This is a genomic window from Novosphingobium sp. CECT 9465, assembly GCF_920987055.1.
Classification (GTDB): domain Bacteria; phylum Pseudomonadota; class Alphaproteobacteria; order Sphingomonadales; family Sphingomonadaceae; genus Novosphingobium.
In genome coordinates, this window is sequence record NZ_CAKLBX010000001.1 from 2702319 (window position 1) to 2721051 (window position 18733).

The 18733-nt window shown below is 61.1% G+C and carries 15 protein-coding genes and 1 tRNA gene; 9 read left to right on the forward strand and 7 right to left on the reverse strand.

The annotated features are described in order from the left end of the window. Positions 1-89: 89 nt before the first annotated feature. A complete protein-coding gene (locus tag LUA85_RS13135; RefSeq protein WP_231470646.1) occupies positions 90-650 on the reverse strand; it encodes a YqgE/AlgH family protein in 561 nt (186 codons plus the stop codon). 130 nt (positions 651-780) lie between these two features. Here LUA85_RS13135 and LUA85_RS13140 point away from each other — a divergent pair, with 130 nt between their 5' ends. Together LUA85_RS13140 and LUA85_RS13145 are read left to right on the forward strand one after the other, a co-directional pair. After that, positions 781-969: a hypothetical protein gene (locus LUA85_RS13140; protein ID WP_231470648.1), complete on the forward strand. Its 189-nt coding sequence runs from the start codon at positions 781-783 to the stop codon at positions 967-969. Continuing rightward, on the forward strand, positions 966-1337 hold the full coding sequence (locus tag LUA85_RS13145) for a carboxymuconolactone decarboxylase family protein (protein WP_371823688.1): 372 nt from the start codon (positions 966-968) through the stop codon (positions 1335-1337). Before LUA85_RS13140 ends, LUA85_RS13145 begins: the two co-directional genes overlap by 4 nt. A gap of 4 nt (positions 1338-1341) precedes the next feature. Here the strand turns inward: LUA85_RS13145 and LUA85_RS13150 are convergent, their stop codons facing one another. Beyond that, complete coding sequence (locus tag LUA85_RS13150; protein ID WP_231470658.1) at positions 1342-4086, reverse strand: [protein-PII] uridylyltransferase; 2745 nt, start codon at positions 4084-4086, stop codon at positions 1342-1344. A gap of 47 nt (positions 4087-4133) precedes the next feature. Then, the gene (locus tag LUA85_RS13155) at positions 4134-5846 is read right to left on the reverse strand and encodes a class I adenylate-forming enzyme family protein (protein WP_231470660.1); all 1713 of its coding nucleotides are present in this window, start codon (positions 5844-5846) and stop codon (positions 4134-4136) included. A 159-nt stretch (positions 5847-6005) separates the two neighbouring features. Between LUA85_RS13155 and lgt the strand changes: the two genes are divergently transcribed. From lgt to LUA85_RS13180, 5 genes are all read left to right on the forward strand, one after another. Further along, positions 6006-6917 carry a prolipoprotein diacylglyceryl transferase gene (lgt, locus tag LUA85_RS13160; RefSeq protein WP_371823728.1) on the forward strand — a complete coding sequence of 304 codons (912 nt, stop codon included), beginning with the start codon at positions 6006-6008 and terminating at the stop codon, positions 6915-6917. Beyond that, positions 6914-7957: a class I SAM-dependent methyltransferase gene (locus LUA85_RS13165; RefSeq protein WP_231470678.1), complete on the forward strand. Its 1044-nt coding sequence runs from the start codon at positions 6914-6916 to the stop codon at positions 7955-7957. Before lgt ends, LUA85_RS13165 begins: the two co-directional genes overlap by 4 nt. Positions 7958-8239: 282 nt before the next feature. Continuing rightward, positions 8240-8803 (forward strand): ubiquinol-cytochrome c reductase iron-sulfur subunit, encoded by a 564-nt coding sequence (gene petA / locus LUA85_RS13170; protein ID WP_231470680.1) that lies wholly within the window; start codon positions 8240-8242, stop codon positions 8801-8803. An 11-nt stretch (positions 8804-8814) separates the two neighbouring features. Further along, positions 8815-10104: a cytochrome b N-terminal domain-containing protein gene (locus tag LUA85_RS13175; protein WP_231470682.1), complete on the forward strand. Its 1290-nt coding sequence runs from the start codon at positions 8815-8817 to the stop codon at positions 10102-10104. A gap of 32 nt (positions 10105-10136) precedes the next feature. After that, complete coding sequence (locus LUA85_RS13180; protein ID WP_231470684.1) at positions 10137-10952, forward strand: cytochrome c1; 816 nt, start codon at positions 10137-10139, stop codon at positions 10950-10952. A 287-nt stretch (positions 10953-11239) separates the two neighbouring features. Here LUA85_RS13180 and LUA85_RS13185 read toward each other — a convergent pair whose 3' ends face one another. After that, positions 11240-13360 (reverse strand): acetate--CoA ligase family protein, encoded by a 2121-nt coding sequence (locus LUA85_RS13185; protein WP_231470686.1) that lies wholly within the window; start codon positions 13358-13360, stop codon positions 11240-11242. Between the two features lie 122 nt (positions 13361-13482). Then, positions 13483-13773, reverse strand: coding sequence for a DUF2218 domain-containing protein (locus tag LUA85_RS13190; protein ID WP_231470688.1), 291 nt, complete (start codon positions 13771-13773; stop codon positions 13483-13485). Positions 13774-13914: 141 nt separating this feature from the next. On the opposite strand from LUA85_RS13190, the gene LUA85_RS13195 reads away from it, so the two are divergent. Next, a tRNA-Gly gene (locus tag LUA85_RS13195) sits at positions 13915-13988 on the forward strand. Here the strand turns inward: LUA85_RS13195 and LUA85_RS13200 are convergent. Beyond that, entirely contained in the window at positions 13957-14355 is a 399-nt protein-coding gene (locus tag LUA85_RS13200) for a hypothetical protein (protein WP_231471873.1), read from the reverse strand. The genes LUA85_RS13195 and LUA85_RS13200 overlap by 32 nt on opposite strands. A 250-nt stretch (positions 14356-14605) precedes the next feature. Between LUA85_RS13200 and LUA85_RS13205 the strand changes: the two genes are divergently transcribed. Further along, the gene (locus tag LUA85_RS13205; protein WP_231470690.1) at positions 14606-18472 is read left to right on the forward strand and encodes an SIR2 family protein; all 3867 of its coding nucleotides are present in this window, start codon (positions 14606-14608) and stop codon (positions 18470-18472) included. Positions 18473-18479: 7 nt separating this feature from the next. On the opposite strand, the gene LUA85_RS13210 is transcribed toward LUA85_RS13205, so the two are convergent. After that, the gene (locus LUA85_RS13210; protein WP_231470692.1) at positions 18480-18629 is read right to left on the reverse strand and encodes a hypothetical protein; all 150 of its coding nucleotides are present in this window, start codon (positions 18627-18629) and stop codon (positions 18480-18482) included. Positions 18630-18733: the final 104 nt, after the last annotated feature.

Sequence of the window (18733 nt, forward strand, 5' to 3'; positions counted from 1 at the left end):
GGCAATCCAGAGTTCCACGTACCGCCTTGGATTGCCGCGCTTCGCTCGCAATGACGAAATGCGTTGGGCCAATGTCGTCAGCTGATGCTTCACGCGCTGCCGGTCTGACCAACAAGGTGCGAGGGGTCGATCCCCTCGCGCTTCCAGGCGGTAGTCCAGCGGCGGCCCGTAGGCGTGTCAAACAGCACATCGGGACGCCCTTGCGCCGCATACCAGCCATGGCGGCGCATCTCACCTTCAAGCTGCCCTGCGCCCCACCCGGCATAGCCCAGCGCTATCAGGAACTTCGATGGCCCGCGCCCTTCGGCAATGGCGCGCAGCACGTCGAGCGATGCGGATAGCTGGCACAGCGGGTTGACCGCAACACTGCCTTCCCCGCCCCAGTCATCGGAATGAAGCACGAAACCGCGGGCCGTTTCCACCGGCCCGCCGTTCAGCACAGGCACATCGGGCGCCACGCCCGGATCAATGCCGATGTCCTCCAGCAATCCGTGGAAGGTGATGCCATCGCGCACCTGCCCCACGCCGATGCCCAGCGCGCCGTGTTCGTCATGGACACACATCGCGATCACCGCGTGGTCGAACCGCGGATCACCCATTCCGGGCATGGCCAGCAGGAACCGGCCGCCAAGATATTCTGCTTCGCTCATCATGGTAAAAGATAGGCGCGAACTGTCGGGGTTGCGAGTCTGCGGCGGTCATTTGATTCACGTCAATTTATATTATGGTTATCTAATTTACAGCATTGCCAGGCCCGCCGGTTCGCCAAGGACAACCTTTATGTTTCGCATGATGATGATCCTGCATTCGGTGATTGCCACCACGTTGATGGGCATGGCCATCACAGCCGTTCTGGCCGCCGGGATGGTCGGGATCCGGCCAATCGTGATGGCTGCGGCTGTCGGCTTTGCACTTTCGATCCCCGCAAGCTGGCTGGTTGCCCGCCAGATCACTAAACTCAAGACATGAAGGCTGATGCCATGAACAAGGACTGGCCGCAGATGGCCCGCGACCTTACAGGCGCGATCAAGGAAGTGCGTCTTGGCTCGCCAGACGTAATGAAGGCATTCTCGGCAATGGCACAGGCTGCCACCAGGCCCGGTGCGCTGGACGCCAGAACGAAGGAGCTTGTTGCGCTGGCCATTGCCGTGGCCATCCGCTGCGATGGCTGTATCGCATTCCATGCAAAGGCCGCGCTTGAACAAGGCGCCTCGCGCGATGAAGTGATGGAAACCATGGGCATGGCGCTGTACATGGGTGCCGGGCCAAGCCTGATGTATGCCGCGCAAGCGGTCGAAGCCTATGATCAGTTCGCCGCCGCGAACGGCTCAGGGTGAGCGATCAGGCGGCCACTTTGACCTTGCGCTCTTCCGCCGCCTCCAGCAGCTTTTTCTCGATGGCCTTCATGCGCGCTTCGTTGTCGATCTTTTCGCCCAGCACATCGGTGACATAGAACGTATCAACCGCGCGTTCGCCGTAAGTGGCGATGTGGGCCGAATGGACCACAAGCCGCGCCTCGAACAGCGTCCGTGCCAGCGTGCTGAGCAGGGCAGGCCGGTCGCGCGCGCCCACTTCGATCACGGTGAAGCGGTTCGAGGCCTTGTTGTCGAAAATCACGATCGGGCGCACGTCAAACGCATCGGCGCGCGGGCGGGCCAGCGGACGCGCCGCCAGTTGCGGCAGCAGTTTCACGCGGTTGGCCAGCGCATCGGCAATCGCGTTCTTGAGCCGCGCGATCTGGCTGGCTTCGTTGAGCGGGCGCCCCAGCGGGTCCTGCACCAGGAAGTTGTCGACTGCGGTGCCATTGCGCGCGGTGTGGATGCGCGCATCGATGATGTTGCCGCCGGCCAGGTGAATGCCCCCTGCAATGCGGTAGAACAGGCCCGGATGGTCCGCCGCCAGCACAGTGACCAGCGTGGCCCCGCGGGCCGGATACCAGTGCGCTTCAACTGACAGCGGTTCGCCCAGCGCGGTGTCCATCTGTTGCAGGTTCAGCGCGATGATGTCTTCGGGTTCGGCGATCCAGTAGGCATCGCCCAGTTGCTTGCCAACCGTGCCGATCAGCGCGTCCCGTTCCTTGAGCAGCGCGCCCACTGCCTGCTTCTTGGCGATGATGCGTTCGGCGCGGCCGTGCGTCTTGTGGCCCAGCCGCAGCATTTCCTCGGCCGAGACGAACAGATCGCCAAGCAACTGGCGCTTCCATGAATTCCACACCCCCGGCCCCACCGCGCGGATATCCACCACGGTCAGGATCAACAGCAGGCGCAGGCGTTCCTGGCTTTGCACCGTGTTCACGAAATCGGCGATGGTCTTGTAATCGGCAAGGTCGCGCTTGAATGCGGTGGCGCTCATCAGCAGGTGCCAGCGGACCAGCCAGGCCACGAGTTCCGTTTCCGCCGCTGACATGCCCAGCCGCGGGCAGAGTTTCATCGCCACTTCCGCGCCCAGGACAGAATGATCGCCGCGCCGCCCCTTGGCGATATCGTGCAGCAGCGTTGCCATGTAGAGCACCCGGCGCGAGGCCACCTTGGACACGACTTCGCTGGCAAGCGGATGCTCCAGTTTGGCCTCGCCCTTCTCGATCAACGCCAGCAGCCCGATCGCGCGGATCGTGTGTTCGTCCACCGTATAGTGGTGGTACATGTCGAACTGCATCTGCGCGATCACGCGACCGAAATCGGGCACGAACCGTCCGAACACGCCCGCCTCGTTCATCCAGCGCAGCACCGTTTCGGGATCGTTGCGGCTGGTCAGCACGTCCATGAACAGCGCGTTCGCCCGCGCGTCCCTGCGCACTGCGGCATCGATCAGCACGGCATCGCGCCGGGCGATCCGCATCGCTTCGGGATGAATGTCGACCTGCTCGGCGGCGGCCACGGCGAACAGTTCGACCAGCCGGACCGGGTCTTCGCGAAAAGTTTCGTCCGAGGGCACGGCCAGCTTGCCGCCATCGATCAGGAACGGTCCCACCTTCTTGCGCCGCCGCTTGCGCAAGGCGGCAAAGAACCCGCGCTTCTGCCCGGCAAACTGGCCGTCCAGTTGCGCCAGGAACACCCCGGTCAGCGATCCCACCTGCTTTGCCTGCAGGAAGAAGTATTGCATGAACCGTTCGACCGCGCTCTTTCCAGGGCGATCGGCAAAGTTCATGCGCGTGGCAACTTCGCGCTGGAGATCGAAGGTCAGCCGGTCCTCTGCGCGGTTGGTGATCGTGTGCAGGTGGCAGCGCACCGCCCAGAAGAAGTTCTCGGCGCGGCGAAACGCGCGATACTCTTCGGCTGTCAGCAGGCCCACATCGACCAGTTCCGAAGCATCGCGAACCTTGTGGATATACTTGCCGATCCAATAGAGCGCGTGGAGATCGCGCAGGCCCCCCTTGCCTTCCTTGACATTGGGTTCGACCACATAGCGGCTGTCGCCCAGCTTCTTGTGGCGCTCGTTGCGCTCCTCCAGCTTTTCGGCAACGAACTGCTTTTCCGTGCCCGTCACGACCTCGGCCCAGAACCGGCGCGAGGCTTCGTCATACAATTCACGGTCGCCCCAGACATAGCGCCCTTCGAGCAGCGCTGTGCGGATCGTCAGATCGCTCCGGGCCATGCGGACCACTTCGTCGAGCGAGCGGCTCGACTGGCCCACTTTAAGGCCAAGGTCCCACATGTAGTAAAGCATCGCCTCGATGACCTGCTCGCACCATGATGTCGGCCTGGTCGGTGTGACGAAGGCTATGTCCACGTCGGAATGCGGCGCCATTTCCCCGCGCCCGTAACCGCCCACGGCCAGCACGGCGATGCGTTCGCCAGTGGAACGATTGCTGGCACGATAGACCCGTCCGACGATGTGATCGTAGATCACCCGCACCAGTTGATCGACGAGGAATGCCTGCGCCTGCGCGGAATCTGTCCCCGCCGATGGCTTGGCCTCCAGCCGTCGCGCGATTTCGGTACGCCCGGATTCGAGCGCACCGCGCAGCAGGTCCACCACCGCAGGCCGCGATTTATCGCCCTGTTCGGCAAAGACCGATGCGATGGCATCGGCGAGCGCACGGCGATCGACAATGGCGCGCTGGTTGGCAATCCGGGGAAGCATCATGCCTCCCCTTTAGACTCTCCGGCGTTACCGTCCAACACCAAGTAGGATCAGGCGGATTGCGTGGCCAGCCATTGGCGGGTGTAAAGATCGCGCAATGCCCGCTTGTCCACCTTTTCCGTGCCAAGCCTCGGCAAAGGTTGATGAACTTCCCACATGCGAACCGGTATCTTGAAAGGCGCGACATGCACCTGAAGGAATGCCATCAGTTCCTCCTCGCTGGCAGAGCAACCTTCCTTGGCAAGGTACACCGCCGCCGGCACTTCACCGAACCGTTCATCGGGAAGACCGAACACGCTCACTTCGGCGATGCAGGGATGCGCGTGAATCGCGCTTTCCACTTCGATGCAGCTGATGTTCTCACCGCCCCGGATGATGATGTCCTTCTTGCGATCGACAATGAAGAGGTATCCTTCAGGGTCAAGATAGCCAAGGTCGCCGGAGCGGAAGTAGCCATCCTCGGTAACCGCCTCACGCGTGGCCTTCTCGTCACCCCAGTAGCCGATGAAATTGGTGATCGACCGGATCGAAACTTCGCCGGTCTCGCCTTGTGGCAGCGGCTTGCCGGCATCGTCCAGGATGGCCAGGTCCACCAGCGGGCGCGATGCGGTGCCGGTGCTGCCGGGCTTGGCCAGATAATTCTCGTTCAGGTTGCCGCAGCCCACCGCATTGGTTTCGGTCAGCCCATAGCCCAGCAGCGGAAACGCATGGGGCAGTGCCTTGCGGATGCGATCGACATGCTCGACCGGGCGCGGTGCGCCGCCTGCGGCGAAGGAAACGCATGTCGAAAGGTCGAACCTGTCGCGGTCAGGGTGAGTGGCAATCTCAAAGCTCATCAAAGGTACGCCGACGAAATACGTCGCCTTCTCGCGCTCGATCAGCGTCATGGCCTCGACCGCGTCCCACTTTGCCATCATCACCAGCTTGCGGCCAATGGCGAAGGATTGCAGCAGGACGTTGACCTCCCCAGTAACATGAAACAGCGGCAGGCTGACCAGCGTGGTCGGCTGCGTGCCCGCCGGCGGCCCATTCCCCTGCGCGGTCATGATCGCCAGTACGCCTGCGGTCTGGACCACGAAACTCATCGCGCCCTGCACCACACTGCGATGATCGGACAAAGCGCCCTTTGCGACACCAGTGGAGCCGGATGTGAACAATACCGTTGCCAGATCGTCGCCGGTCAGGTCGGGCAGGATCGTGGCCATGCCACCGCCCTGCGCCAGCAGCGCGGCAAGCCCCTGCTCGTACCCGCAATCGTGATGGATCGTCAGCACGGTTGCACGATGGGCATGACCTTCAATGCGCTTTGCCCGCGACACATCGGCAATCACATACCGGCAATCGACCAGATCGATGCCGTCTGCCAGTTCCTCACCCTGCCACCAGCCGTTCAGCAGCGTCACACATCCGCCCGCCATCAGCACCGCCATGTAGGCAACCACCCAATTCGACGAATTGCGCGCGGCGATGCCGATACGATCCCCCTTCTGCACGCCCAGTCCTTCGACCAGCCCGCCCGCAACGTGGCGCGCGGCCTTGTAGATTTCGGCGAAGGTCAGGCGCACGTCACCTTCAACGATGAACGTCTTGTCAGCATGAGTCGCGCAGAAATAGGCAAAATAGGCAGGCAGGTGTGGCGGTGCAGCCGCGATCATCGGCACGTCGCGCCCGAACCGCTTTATCGGAACCGTTTGGAACATTGCGCCCTCTGCCGTCAGCGCATCGAACGTGCGGTCCATGGCATGGTCCAGTTGGGTCTTCATGACGTCCTTTCATTCTCCCGGCCCGCGCGCAGCTTTGCATCTGCGCTTTTTCGGGTTTGCTTACGGCCTTGGCCCTGTGCCAATACGATACCGCAAAGGGCACGTTTGACAGCATGGAAACGGGTCCATTCATAAGTTTTTTAGGGAGTTCGCCTCTTGCTGTCACTACTGTCAACAGCAACGGCGCTTGCCGTAGCGTCTGCGTCCGACACCGCGGTTTCCGGGCCTTTGCGCTGGGTGGATCTGGGCGTGTCGCCGATCGCGCTGGACCTCGGCTTCTTCGCCCTGAAATGGTATTCGCTCGCGTATCTGGCCGGAATCATCCTGGGATACTGGCACTTGTCCAAGATGGTCCGCCAGCCCGGATCACCTATGGCACAACGCCACGCCGACGATCTTTTCTTCTATGCCACGCTCGGCATCATCCTTGGCGGAAGGCTTGGCTATGCCATGTTCTATGCGCCGGAACTGCTGACGGAACCGCAGAACCTGCTCAAGCTGTGGGAAGGCGGGATGAGCTTCCATGGCGGCCTCATCGGCGTGGTTCTGGCCATCGCATGGGTTTCATGGCGGGCCGGGCTGAACTTCGTGCGCGTGTGTGATTATATCGCGGTCTGCGTACCCTTCGGCCTGCTGTTCGGCCGCCTGGCCAATTTCATGAACGGTGAACTGTGGGGGCGCGAGGCCGGGCCGGGCGTGGCATGGGCGATGGTGTTCCCCGGTGGTGGGCCGATCGCGCGCCACCCCAGCCAGCTCTACGAAGCGGCGCTCGAAGGCCTTTTGCTGATGATCGTTCTGCTTGCGCTGTTCTGGAAAACCAGGGCGCGCTGGCGCACCGGGCTGCTCGTCGGCACCTTCACGCTCGGTTATGCCCTCGCCCGCTTCACGGTAGAATTCTTTCGCGAACCCGATGCGCAATTGCAGGACTTCGCCCGGCAGACCGGCCTTTCGATGGGCCAGTGGCTGACCGTGCCGATGATGGCGGTGGGCCTGTTCTTCCTGATTCGCGCGCTGATCGGCAAGCCGCTGTCCGCCGCCGCAGGGACCACGCCCGGAACGCCTGCTGCGTGAACTCCCCACTGCTCGATACCTTCAAGCGACTGATCGCCAACACCGGACCGATCAGCATCGCGCACTACATGGCCGAATCGAACGCGCGCTACTATTCCAGCCGCGATCCCTTCGGCGTGGGCGGCGATTTCATCACCGCGCCGGAAATCAGCCAGATGTTCGGCGAACTGATCGGCCTGTGGCTGGCCGACATCTGGATTCGCGCGGGCCGCCCCGAACCTGTCCATTATGTCGAACTCGGCCCTGGACGCGGCACCCTGGCGCGCGATGCACTGGGCGCGGCAAAGCGCTATGGCCTTGTCCCGAAAACGCATTTCGTCGAAACCAGCACTGCGCTCAAATCGCTGCAACTGCAATTGCACCCTCAGGCATTGTGGCATGCAGACCTTTCGACCTTGCCCACCGATGGCGCGTTGCTGATCGTCGCCAACGAATTTCTCGATGCCCTGCCCGTTCGCCAACTCGTCCGCATGGCCACCGGCTGGCGCGAACGCATGGTCGGGCTGGATGAGGGGCGCCTTGTCCCCATCGCAGGCACGCAGCCGATGGACACAGTGGTCCCGCCAGCGCTGCGCGATGCTGCAGAAGGCACCATCCTCGAAACGTCGCCGGCCTCCGCCGCCGTGCTTTATGAAGTCGCCGGAAGGCTCGAAAGCCAGGGCGGTGCCGCCCTGTTCATCGACTATGGCCACGACGAGCCACGCTTCGGCTCATCGCTTCAGGCCGTGCGCGATCATCGCAAAGTCGATGTCTTCGCCAGCCCCGGCGAGGCTGACCTGACGGCCCATGTGGATTTTTCGGCGCTTGCATCCATTGCCCGGTCGCGGGGGGTGCGCTGGCTCGGTACGGTAGAGCAAGGACGCTGGCTTCGCGCTCTGGGCATCGAAGCGCGGGCTGATGCGCTCGCCGCTTTTTCGCCGGGCCATGCCGCCGCAATCCACGCCGCGCGCGAACGGTTGACCGGCGAAGGCCAGATGGGCGCGCTGTTCAAGGTCATGGGACTCGCAGCGCCGACATGGCCCGATGGCGCCGGATTCTAGCGAATCCCCCCTGCGCGGCATTCCACCTGTCATTACTGTACAAAGCGGCGGGAATCCGCGCGGTTTGCCACACCAAAATGCCTGTTGGCAAACCCGGCCCTTTGCGTCTATCAGGCGCGCCAAGTGGGGGCTGGGGCTGCGCATTCGCGTGTGCCCGGCTCCCGTGCGGATCGGGCGTCCCCAAGGGGCATTTTCCTTAAGGGGTTTTCCTTTTTCGCATGAAAGAGGCAAGTTGGACCGTGTGCGATCCGCGCGCGCGGCGGCAGCAGGCAGGGAATTTCAATGGCTGATGAGGCGAGCATCGACACTCCGGGCGTAACCGGAGAGGGCGTGCGCCGACGCGATTTCATCAATATCGCGGCGGTGAGTTTTGCGGGTGTGGGCGGTGCTGCCGTTATCCTCCCGCTGGTTAGTCAGATGGCGCCTTCGGCGGACGTGCTGGCGCAAAGCTCGACGGAGATCGACATTTCGGCGATCCAGACGGGCCAGGCGATCAAGGCCGTGTTCCGCAAGCAGCCGGTGTTCATCCGCAACCTGACCCCGGAAGAAATCGCGTCGGCCGACAAGGTCGATGCAGCATCGCTGCGCGATCCGCAGACGCTGGAAGAACGCACCAAGGAAGGCAAGACCAACTGGCTCATCACCATGGGCGTCTGCACCCACCTCGGCTGTGTGCCGTTGGGCGCTGGCGAAGGTGAAGTGAAGGGCGAGTTCGGCGGTTACTTCTGCCCCTGCCATGGTTCGCACTACGATACCGCAGCGCGCATCCGCAAAGGCCCGGCCCCCAAGAACCTTGAGGTGCCCGAATATTCATTCATCTCCGACACTGTCGTGAAGATCGGCTGAGGACAGGACTCATGAGCTTTCCCTGGGCGAACGAATACAAGCCGGCCTTTGGCCTGACGCAGTGGCTGGACGAAAAGCTGCCGCTGCCGCGCTTCGTATATAACGCGGTCGGCGCCGGTTACCCGGTGCCCCGCAACCTCAACTACATGTGGAACTTCGGCGTTCTTGCCGGTTTCTGCCTGGTTCTCCAGATCGTCACCGGCGTCATCCTTGCGATGCACTATGCCGCAAACGCTGGCGTGGCATTCGATTCGGTCGAACACATCATGCGCGACGTGAACTGGGGCTGGATGATGCGCTATGCGCACGCCAACGGTGCCTCGGCGTTCTTCGTCGTCGTTTACCTGCACATCTTCCGCGGCTTCTTCTATTCGTCGTACAAGGCCCCGCGCGAGATGATCTGGCTGCTCGGCGTCGTGATCTTCCTGCTGATGATGGCCACCGCCTTCATGGGCTATGTGCTGCCGTGGGGCCAGATGTCGTTCTGGGGTGCCAAGGTCATCACCGGCCTGTTCGGCGCGATCCCGGTTGTCGGCGAACCGATCCAGATCTGGCTGCTCGGCGGTTTTGCCCCCGATAACGCCTCGCTGAACCGCTTCTTCTCGCTCCACTTCCTGCTGCCCTTCGTGATTGCCGGTGTCATCATCCTGCACATCTGGGCGCTGCACATCCCTGGTTCGTCCAACCCGACCGGCGTTGAAGTGAAGACCGAAAGCGATACTGTTCCGTTCCATCCGTACTACACGGCAAAGGACGGCTTCGGCCTTGGCATCTTCCTGCTGATCTACTGCGCGATCCTGTTCTTCGCACCGAACGCGCTGGGCCACCCGGACAACTACATCCCGGCCAATCCGCTGTCGACGCCAGCGCACATCGTTCCTGAATGGTATTTCTATCCATTCTACGCGATCCTGCGCGCCTTCACGTATGACTTCTTCTTCATCCCGGCCAAGCTGATGGGCGTACTCGCCATGTTCGGCTCGATCCTGGTTTGGTTCTTCCTGCCCTGGCTGGATACCTCGCCGGTCCGTTCGGGCCACTACCGTCCGCTGTTCCGCAAGTTCTTCTGGTTCGGTCTGATCCCGACCATGGCAGTCTTGTTCTACTGCGGCGGCGCACCGGCTGCAGAACCATACGTGATGATCAGCCAGATTGCTGCCGTCTACTACTTCGCGCACTTCCTCATCATTCTCCCGCTCGTTTCCTCGATCGAAAAGCCGGAACCACTTCCGTTCTCGATCACCGAATCCGTGCTGGGCAAGGATGAGAGCGCAGTGCTCAACGCCAACCCTGCTGCCTGAGCGCACACGAAGCGTAAGAGAAAGAGAACCCCATGGTCCGTCTTTTTGGCCCCCTGGTAGGCCTGTTCTTCGCCGTCGCGCTGCTCTGGTCGTTCGGCAACGGCGCCTACACCGCGATTACGGAACCCGCTGCCGCCACGGCAGAGCACGAGTTCCATCTCCTCCCCAAGAAGGTACACTTCGCCAGCGATGGTGCCTTCGGCAAGTTTGACAAGGCGCAGCTTCAGCGCGGCTTCCAAGTCTACAAGGAAGTCTGCGCCACCTGCCACTCGCTCAAGCACGTCGCTTTCCGCGATCTGGCCGCCCTCGGCTACTCGGAAGCCGAAGTAAAGGCGATTGCCAAGCAGTGGGGCACCAAGCAGCCAACCTTCGATCCGAAGAGCGGCGAACGGGCCGAGCGTGACAACATCGCATCGGACTATATCCCGATGGTGTATTACGCAGGCCAGGGCAGCCCGCCCGACCTGTCGCTGATCACCAAGGCGCGTCACGATGGCGGAGCTTACGTTGCCTCGCTGCTGACCGGCTATCAGGACCAGCCGGCCGAACTTCTCAAGAAGTTCCCGGACGCCAAGACGCCCGATGGCCTCTACTACAATCCCTACTTTGCCAACCTGAACCTCTCCATGCCCGCACCGCTGACCGGTGAAGGCCAGGTGACCTATTCGGATGGCACGAAGGCCACGGTTGACCAAATGTCGCAGGATGTTTCTGCGTTCCTCATCTGGACCGCAGAACCGAAGCTGGACAAGCGCAAGCAGACCGGCTGGGCTGTCCTCGGCTTCCTTCTGGCAGCCACGGTCCTCGCCTACCTCGCAAAGAAGAACATCTGGGCCGACAAGCACTGATCGTTCTGCATACCGCGAAACGACCAAAGGCCACCGGAAACGGTGGCCTTTTTCGTTGGCGGTCATGCTGCTTGCTGAAGCGTCTCGTCATTGCGAGGAGGCGGAGCCGACGAAGCAATCCAGAGCCACTACACACCGCTCTGGATTGCTTCTCCCCGCTGCGCGAGGCTGCAACGACGAAACCAGGGCGTGTGTCTGCAAACGGCATGACCGCCAACGAAAAAAGGCGGCCCCCGCGGACCGCCCCCATTCACAATCCCGCAACGATGCGGGCTACAACGCCAAGATCACTCCACCAGCATCAGCGCATCCAGCGCCACCACGCCCTCGCCCACCGGATGCAGGATCACAGGGTTAAGATCGATCTCGCGGATCGAAGGCTCCGCCCGCAGCACTTGCCCGACCTTGACGATCAGCTTCGCCAGCGCGGCCACATCCAGCGCGGGCGATCCGCGATAGCCGGAGAGCAGAGCTGCGCTCTTCAGCTTCATCAGTTCGGCCACAACCGCGTCCTCGGTCAGGTCCGCCGTCAGCAACCGCACGTCCTGCAGGATTTCCGCGGTCACCCCGCCAAAGCCCGCCAGCACCACCGGACCCCATTCGGGATCGTTCTTCGCGCCGACGATCATTTCCATACCGCGCTTTCCCATCGCCTCGATCAGCACGCCATCCAGCGCGATCTCCGTTGAGTAAGCCGCGACGTTATCGAAAATCCGGCGCCACGCGGCGCGCACGGCAGCGCCATCGGCCAGGTTCAGGATCACCCCGCCCGCGTCGCTTTTGTGGCTCAACGCAGGCGCCTGCGCCTTCATCGCCACGGGATAACCCACCGCATCGGCAACTGCCACCGCATCGTCAGCGCTTGCCGCAAAACCGCCCTTGGGGAACGAAAGGCCAATCGGTCCCAGCAGTTCCTTCGATTTGTATTCGGGAATGACGCCCGAAACCATGACCAACCCGGCCAGTGGCGTTGGCGGCAGGTCATTGATCGACACATCCTGTGCCGCCCAGTGCGTCAACCGCGTCACCGCGCGCAATGCGCGTTCGGTGGTCGGGAACCACGGTACGCCCGCCGCCCGCAGCGCGGCAATGCGCTCGACGGGAACTTCGGCACCTTCATCCAGCCCGGCGAAGATCACCGGCTTGGTCAGCAGCTTGCCCTCAACCGCCGCCAGCACCGCCGGAAACTTGATCGCACACGTGATAGCCTCGGCCTGGATAATGCCAACGAACACCGTGCCTACCCGATCATCCGCCAGCAGCGCCTCTACACACCGCGTATAGATCGCAGGTTCGGAAAGGCCCTGCGCGGTGATGTCGAGCGGGTTGGACACCGGCACGAACGGGGGCAACGCGGCGCGTAGCAGTGGTGAATCCTCATCGTGCAGGTCGGCCAGCGGCAGGTCCAGTTCTTCCGCCAGATCGAGCGTCAGCGCCTTGAATGCGCCGGATTCGCCCAGCACGGCTGTCTGGCCCGAAGGCAGCGCAGCGCAGCGCACCGCGATTTCGGCGATGTCACCCAGTTCTTCCAATGTCTCGGCAAAGATCACGCCCGCCCGCGAGACCATCGCCCGCATCAGCTTGTAATCGCCCGCCATCGCGCCGGTATGCGTTGCTGCGGATTCGCGGGCCGCGCTTGACTTGCCCGGATGCAGCAGGACCACCGGTTTGCCCGCCGCCTTCGCGCGCCGTGCCGCCGCCAGAAACGCCTGCGGCTTGCGGAATTGCTCCACGATCATGGCGATCACATGCGTGTCAGGCTGGTCGACCATCCAGTCAACGTAGTCCTCGACCCCGCTGGCCGCCTCGTTCCCCGTAGAAACCGAATAGGAAACACCCGCATCGCGCGCCAGCAGCATGGTGCCGAGCACCGCCGCCATGGCGCCCGATTGCGAAACGATACCGATCGCGCGCTTGCCCGCTGATGGTACAGCATTGGTTTCCACGAATGTTAGCGGAATGCGGTCAACGTAATTGACCAGGCCAAGGCAGTTCGGCCCTTCGACCACCATGCCAGCCTCGCCCGCGATCCGCGCAATCTCGCGCTGTTCGGCCAGGCCTTCCTCGCCGCCTTCGGCAAAACCTGCCGAGAAGATCACCACACCGCCGCATTTGCGCGCAGCAAGGCTCTTCACCGCATCCAGCACCCCTGCGCGCGGGATAGCCAGGACGGCCACGTCCACACCTTCGGGCAGGGCCTCGACCGATTGGTAGCAGCGCTTGCCCATGATCTCTTCGCGCCTGGGGTTCACCGGATAGATGGCACCCGCATAACCGTTGCGGTCGAGATTGGTCAGCAGCGTCGCGCCCAGCGCGCCCGGCTTGTCCGATGCGCCAACCACGGCGACCGACTTCGGGCGCAGGAAACGATCGAGCGCAGCATGGGACAGACTCGTTTCAACAGCCATTTGCATCCTCCGATTTCGCTATGTCTTATAACAATTATCGGAGGAAGGACAAGTAGCCGCATGGCGCCTGAACGGCGCGCTTGCAGGATCGCGTCAAGCTGTCGGGCCGTCAGGGCTGGCCGTCAGGTCACCGGCTTCCAGTCGAACGTCAGTTCGCCTTCGCGGAACGCAAAGCGATTGATGTGATCGGCGACCACCATCTGCATCCGATCAAGATCGCCATCCCCCTCCAAGCGGCAAGTGACGCTCAACGCATCGTCGGTTGCGACCAATTCCAATGGCCCGAACGGCAGCGCCACACGGCCCTGGCGGGAATCGAATGTCGCCTCGAACTTGTGCCCCCAGTGCTTGCACAATTGCTGAAGGTAACGGCTGGCGCTGGCGGTGCTGACGATGGCTCGGCTTGCAGGCATGGAAAGGTCTTTCAGATCATCGATTGCTATATCAAAGATATATCTTTCATCGAAAAAGTCAACCTGCCCCCTCGCATGGAAGGTTGACGAACCGCCGCCGACCATGGCAAGCGCCTCCTCGTTAGGCCTTAACCGGCCCATGCGGGTATAGCATAGTGGTAATGCACTAGCCTTCCAAGCTAGCTAGGCGGGTTCGATTCCCGCTACCCGCTCCAACTCCCTGTAGATTGCTATCCGCCCACGACTGGGCATTCCCCTACAAACCCATGATATTCCTAGGCTTATCAGCCGGTGGAGTTCACCCCCGTCAGCGCACAGCCATGTAGCGCTGGGGGCACAATTGAGGGGCATTTCATCTCGGCGCATCCCCATGCCCCCACCTTTCGGGGCATGTCGGTCAAGAGCGAGGCAACCGTGCCGCTTAAGCGCCCCGCCGCTCCCTCCTGTGACCGCCCAGTCGGGATTATAAGTGCCCAGCGGTGTGTCGATCTTGAAGCCTGCGGGCAGCTTGGCGAACAGGCCAACCTGTTCTGCCCTGTCGAGCGCCTCCCCAATCGGTTGCTCGATAGTCTTGGAGTCCACGCGGATATCCGAAACCTGAATTGTGGCTGAGGCCAGTCTCGTAAAAGCGTGGATCAATCCCTGCAACCCGAAGCTCAAAGCCGATGTTCCGCAAACTATTATCGAGATCGAGCAGAGCTGTGCGTAGATTGTGCTGATCCGGCCTTGATCAATTCATGCCACCTAGAAATAACTAAGACTGGGGAATCGAAGCAGCCCTGAGCGCGGTAATTGGAGGACTTCTGTGGAGCGAGCGTATCTAGGTCGTCATTTGTTCGACGGTGCGAGGCTTCGCCGCCGCGCCCTTGATGAATTCGCTGCAGCTGTCCGTACCGGTCGTCTGATCGCCTTTGTCGGCTCCTATATGACGCAGCCGATGGGTTATGACAGTTGGAGCGATTTTCTCGACAACTACGCCAAGCATGCGGAAGATCTCGGCAAGAGTGGCGACCCCGCCCGTACGCGTCACGCCCTAAAAGCAATCGAAGCGATCCGCGCGAAACTTGACGTCAGCAACGATGCAGCACTGACTGGCCTCAGCGTGATTGAATACGCTCTGGCTTATGCGAGCGACCGCGAAGGAAATCTGCTGGAGAAGCTCCAAGAGCGGGGCGCCGCGGAGTTCCACCTCCCGCCTTTCCCACCGGACCAGCGCACCAACGTTCAGCGCCTGCTCGAAGATCTCACGATCGATCGCATCATCACACTGAATTATGATTGCGAGTTTGAGTGGGAGTTAATGACGAGCTTTGGCGACAAAAAGGCGGCCGGTGGGCAGGGGCGCTATCGCTGGAGACAATTCGATAAACTTCTCAAGGATCGCGTGATCGCGCGCGATGAGTGCGGCTCCCTGAGCCGTATTCTGCCGAACGGGAAGAGCGTCGTAAGCGACCTGTTCTCGCGCGGACGCACCGACCGCCTGATCGATTTTGCCGTCGGATCACCGGACTACGAGGCACATATCCTACATCTGCATGGGCGCGCCACGGATCCAAAATCTATGGTCGTTAGCCAGAGGGACTATAATAATCAGTATCGCCGAAGCGGTGTCGCCAAATTGCCGTTCGAGCACGCCCTGCGCATCCTGTTTGCCGGTAATCCAATACTGTTCGTGGGTGTAGGCATGAACGAGGGCGACGTCACGGCGACACTCGAGCAGTTTGTCAGCGACAATCCCAATCGACGAACTTCGCCGGTTTTTATCCTCTGGAATGGGCCCGAAGATGATGCGAACCGAGATGCACAGCGCTTTCGCTGGCTTCACCGGTTCGGAGCACTGGTCCTGTTCGACGACGAGTTGACGGCCGATGCGGAAACTGTTCGGGCATCATCTCCAACGGAACGGCTCGCAAACTCGATCACTAACGCCGCGAGAGAAGCCGCGAACCGCAGCATTCCGTTCGAATGGAAGTTCGATGATTTCCGCAACGTCGCTGTCAAACTTGCTAGCCCGGGCGGGCACAATGGTGATCACTTTGACATCTGGCCGACTCCGCCTGAATTCGACACCATCGCCGAAGATGATGAGGCCCGTACATACGTTAGTGGCAGCGGGACCATTCGCCTCTTCATCGGCGAGCCAGGTTCCGGAAAAGGCGGGCTGTCGAAACGCTTGCGGCAGGCTTGGCATGACCAAGATAAGGAAGGCAACAGGCGATCATGCATTATCAATGCGAGCTTCACATTTGAGACGGACAGTGTGTTCAGCTTACTCACAGGCTTGGCGGATGGTCTGCCCGCGTTCTGCGAAAAGCGGTCGCGGCCCGCTTCGCTGAAATCCTATTTGGCCAATGGTGATACGCAACAACTTCTATTGGTTATCAATGGCTTGGAGCGATTTCTCTCGCCGCGGGGGTCTCCCCTAAGCAGCGAACTAGACTCGCTGCTGAGAGGTCTCATTGATTTTTCATTGACCGGTCGGCCGGATGCGTCTGACGCAGAGCATGAGGCGGGCACTTCGGAAGCCACGGCGGTTACGATGCATCGAATGCCACTGCCTATCACGATCTACGTGCTGGGAACGGAACGCGTGCGACGGTATTTCAACGCGCTGACTGATCGCATTGTTCCTCTGATCATTGATAGCAACGGTGGGCGCGGTGTCGAGCTGCCGCTGCCGAAGGATGGGGCCCGCTCGGTCTATTTCAATCAGATATCCAAAGCGTTTGCAGACCGCGGTTGCGACGATCCTAAACTGCCAACAGGGCAACTGGCCCGTGTGCGGGAAAAGGTGGCGGGAGACCGTGCTGGGCTACGGCGAAGTTTCCTGTCGACTTTCCTTCAGTCATCCGCGCTTCATGCAGCAGGGGTGAAGAGCCCCGATCTGTGCCTCGATATTCTGACTCTTATGGCGACAATTGGCCAGCCGATTGAGACGGTGGTTCTGATCCATTGCCCTCGTATTCGCAACAGGATCGAACTCATGCGCAATGCTGATAAGAAGCTCGATAGAAGGGTACTCATAGCTGATGCAGTAGCTGACCTAGTAGCTCTCAAGCTCCTGATACCAACGACGGCGTTTCCCGGCGTTCCCCAATCATGGTCAAGATATGGGCTCCACCGTGCAGTGCTGACCGAGATCCGCGATCGGCTGAGTGTACCGCTAACAGACGCACAGCTTTCCGCCGGCTTCAATGTCTCGATGTTCGTGGCGCTGCCGGCTGACGGCTACAGTCCGGAACGCGAAATCCACGAGGAACTCGGGACGCTGGTGGATTGGTTAACCGGCGCATATAGGGACCAACCGCTTGCGGGATATGACAAGGTGGAAACTTCCGAAAAGGCGCCTGAGTGGGACGCGGCGACGAGATCGAAGATACGTCGGATCATGACCCATCGCAGCCTGGGAGATAGCGAGCCCGATTTGGCTCGCGCGTGGCCGCACGTCTCGGCGTGCCTGCGTGCGGCTCTAGCCCTGTTGCGGAGCTATTATTCGACTTCGACGCTGCTGATGGTTGATCCCAGCAACGGTGTGCCCCGTCCGGATGAGGATGGTCCGCTCACGCAGCATTCCGACAGATTAGATCGCATATTGCGCGCGGCCACCGAAAACGCGCTGGCCAGACGTCAGGCAGCGGATGCGCTGGCTGCGATAGGTGCCGAGGCCTGGCTTGGACCTGCGCCTTATTATTCAGATGACTTAATTTGGCTCCACAATGAACGCGGCGTCATCAAGCTTGCACAAGGCGACCTTTACGAGGCGCGCCTTGCCTTCAATCAGGCGCTCGAACTCAACGAAAACTTTGTCGAATTTGGCGAGCGGGGCCAGAATTGGCGTCGGATCATGTTAAATCAAGTTCACGTCGATATCGAACGAGCCTGGCTTGATAGGGCCGAGAAGAAGATGAACCAGATCGATGATGCGATCCAACAAATGATGAACAAGCCAATAAGCGACATCCGGGAAGCCGTGATCGACAGTTACGGGCAAGGTCCCGCTCGTGAACTTCATGCTGCCGATCCTTATCTTGAACAGGATATCGTCGTGAGTGTGGCGCTCATGTACGGCTATCGTGGCCTGATCCTGCACATCCAAGGCCAGCTTCAGGCAGCGTACGCTTTTCTCGAACTCGCCACAACGATCCTCGACAATATCGGCGAAATCCGAGCCTACGCCGTTTTCCAGCGTCACCTGACTTCTCTTCTTGCTGCATTGGGCGAAGATGACAAGGCAACGTTGGCGATGAAGATGACGGTATCGTCGGGCGAGGCAACCAAACAATCCGACATTGCTCATCACGCCCGCATCACGGATGCGGCCCGTCGTTTTAAAGCCGCCGACGTAGAGCGGCGTGGGGCAATAGTGCGGCAGTTGCGGAGCGCGCTGAGCTATGCCGAAGCCGGTGACATGCATCGGGTGCGGATTGAGGCGGGGCTCAACCTTGCCCGGCTCCGGTTTGAAAGTGGGGATTATGATGTGGCGCTGGAGCATGCCGCGGACGCTATGGCCACTGCTTCGCGGTACGGTCTAAATCTACGCAAAATTACTTTGCGAATTTTGGTCGGTCAGATCCTGATCAGCCGTGGCGATCCCGTGTCCGGGCGAGCGCTGGTTGAAAAAGCGATCAAGAACGCAGGGCGGGTCGGCTATCAACAGGCTGTCGAGGCGGCCGAGCGCGTGCTTGTTGCGGCTGGTTGATAAACGGTCACGCCGGTAGCAAGACCGTGCGCGGCCCCATCTTGCTGTCGCGCAGCAGCAGTCGATCGAACGCACCAGAATTCAGCCCGCAGTCGAGCAGCTTCTGTTCGATCACCTGATCGGAACTTGGCGGATATCCGGATGGCAAGTCGATCACTTGCGAACCTGCGGTAATACCAAATGTGGCATTTCCAATGTCATACGACTACTTTCTTCGGAGCAGGCAACAGCGTCTCCGGCCCGACTTCATCCTTCGAAAGC

What these genes read in the sequence shown, in the direction of transcription:
- LUA85_RS13135 (WP_231470646.1), bottom strand. Translation starts at nt 650, where the DNA reads ATGAGCGAAGCAGAATATCTTGGCGGCCGGTTCCTGCTGGCCATGCCC.
- LUA85_RS13140 (WP_231470648.1), top strand. Translation starts at nt 781, where the DNA reads ATGTTTCGCATGATGATGATCCTGCATTCGGTGATTGCCACCACGTTG.
- LUA85_RS13145 (WP_371823688.1), top strand. Translation starts at nt 966, where the DNA reads ATGAAGGCTGATGCCATGAACAAGGACTGGCCGCAGATGGCCCGCGAC.
- LUA85_RS13150 (WP_231470658.1), bottom strand. Translation starts at nt 4,086, where the DNA reads ATGATGCTTCCCCGGATTGCCAACCAGCGCGCCATTGTCGATCGCCGT.
- LUA85_RS13155 (WP_231470660.1), bottom strand. Translation starts at nt 5,846, where the DNA reads ATGAAGACCCAACTGGACCATGCCATGGACCGCACGTTCGATGCGCTG.
- petA (WP_231470680.1), top strand. Translation starts at nt 8,240, where the DNA reads ATGGCTGATGAGGCGAGCATCGACACTCCGGGCGTAACCGGAGAGGGC.
- LUA85_RS13175 (WP_231470682.1), top strand. Translation starts at nt 8,815, where the DNA reads ATGAGCTTTCCCTGGGCGAACGAATACAAGCCGGCCTTTGGCCTGACG.
- LUA85_RS13180 (WP_231470684.1), top strand. Translation starts at nt 10,137, where the DNA reads ATGGTCCGTCTTTTTGGCCCCCTGGTAGGCCTGTTCTTCGCCGTCGCG.
- LUA85_RS13185 (WP_231470686.1), bottom strand. Translation starts at nt 13,360, where the DNA reads ATGGCTGTTGAAACGAGTCTGTCCCATGCTGCGCTCGATCGTTTCCTG.
- LUA85_RS13190 (WP_231470688.1), bottom strand. Translation starts at nt 13,773, where the DNA reads ATGCCTGCAAGCCGAGCCATCGTCAGCACCGCCAGCGCCAGCCGTTAC.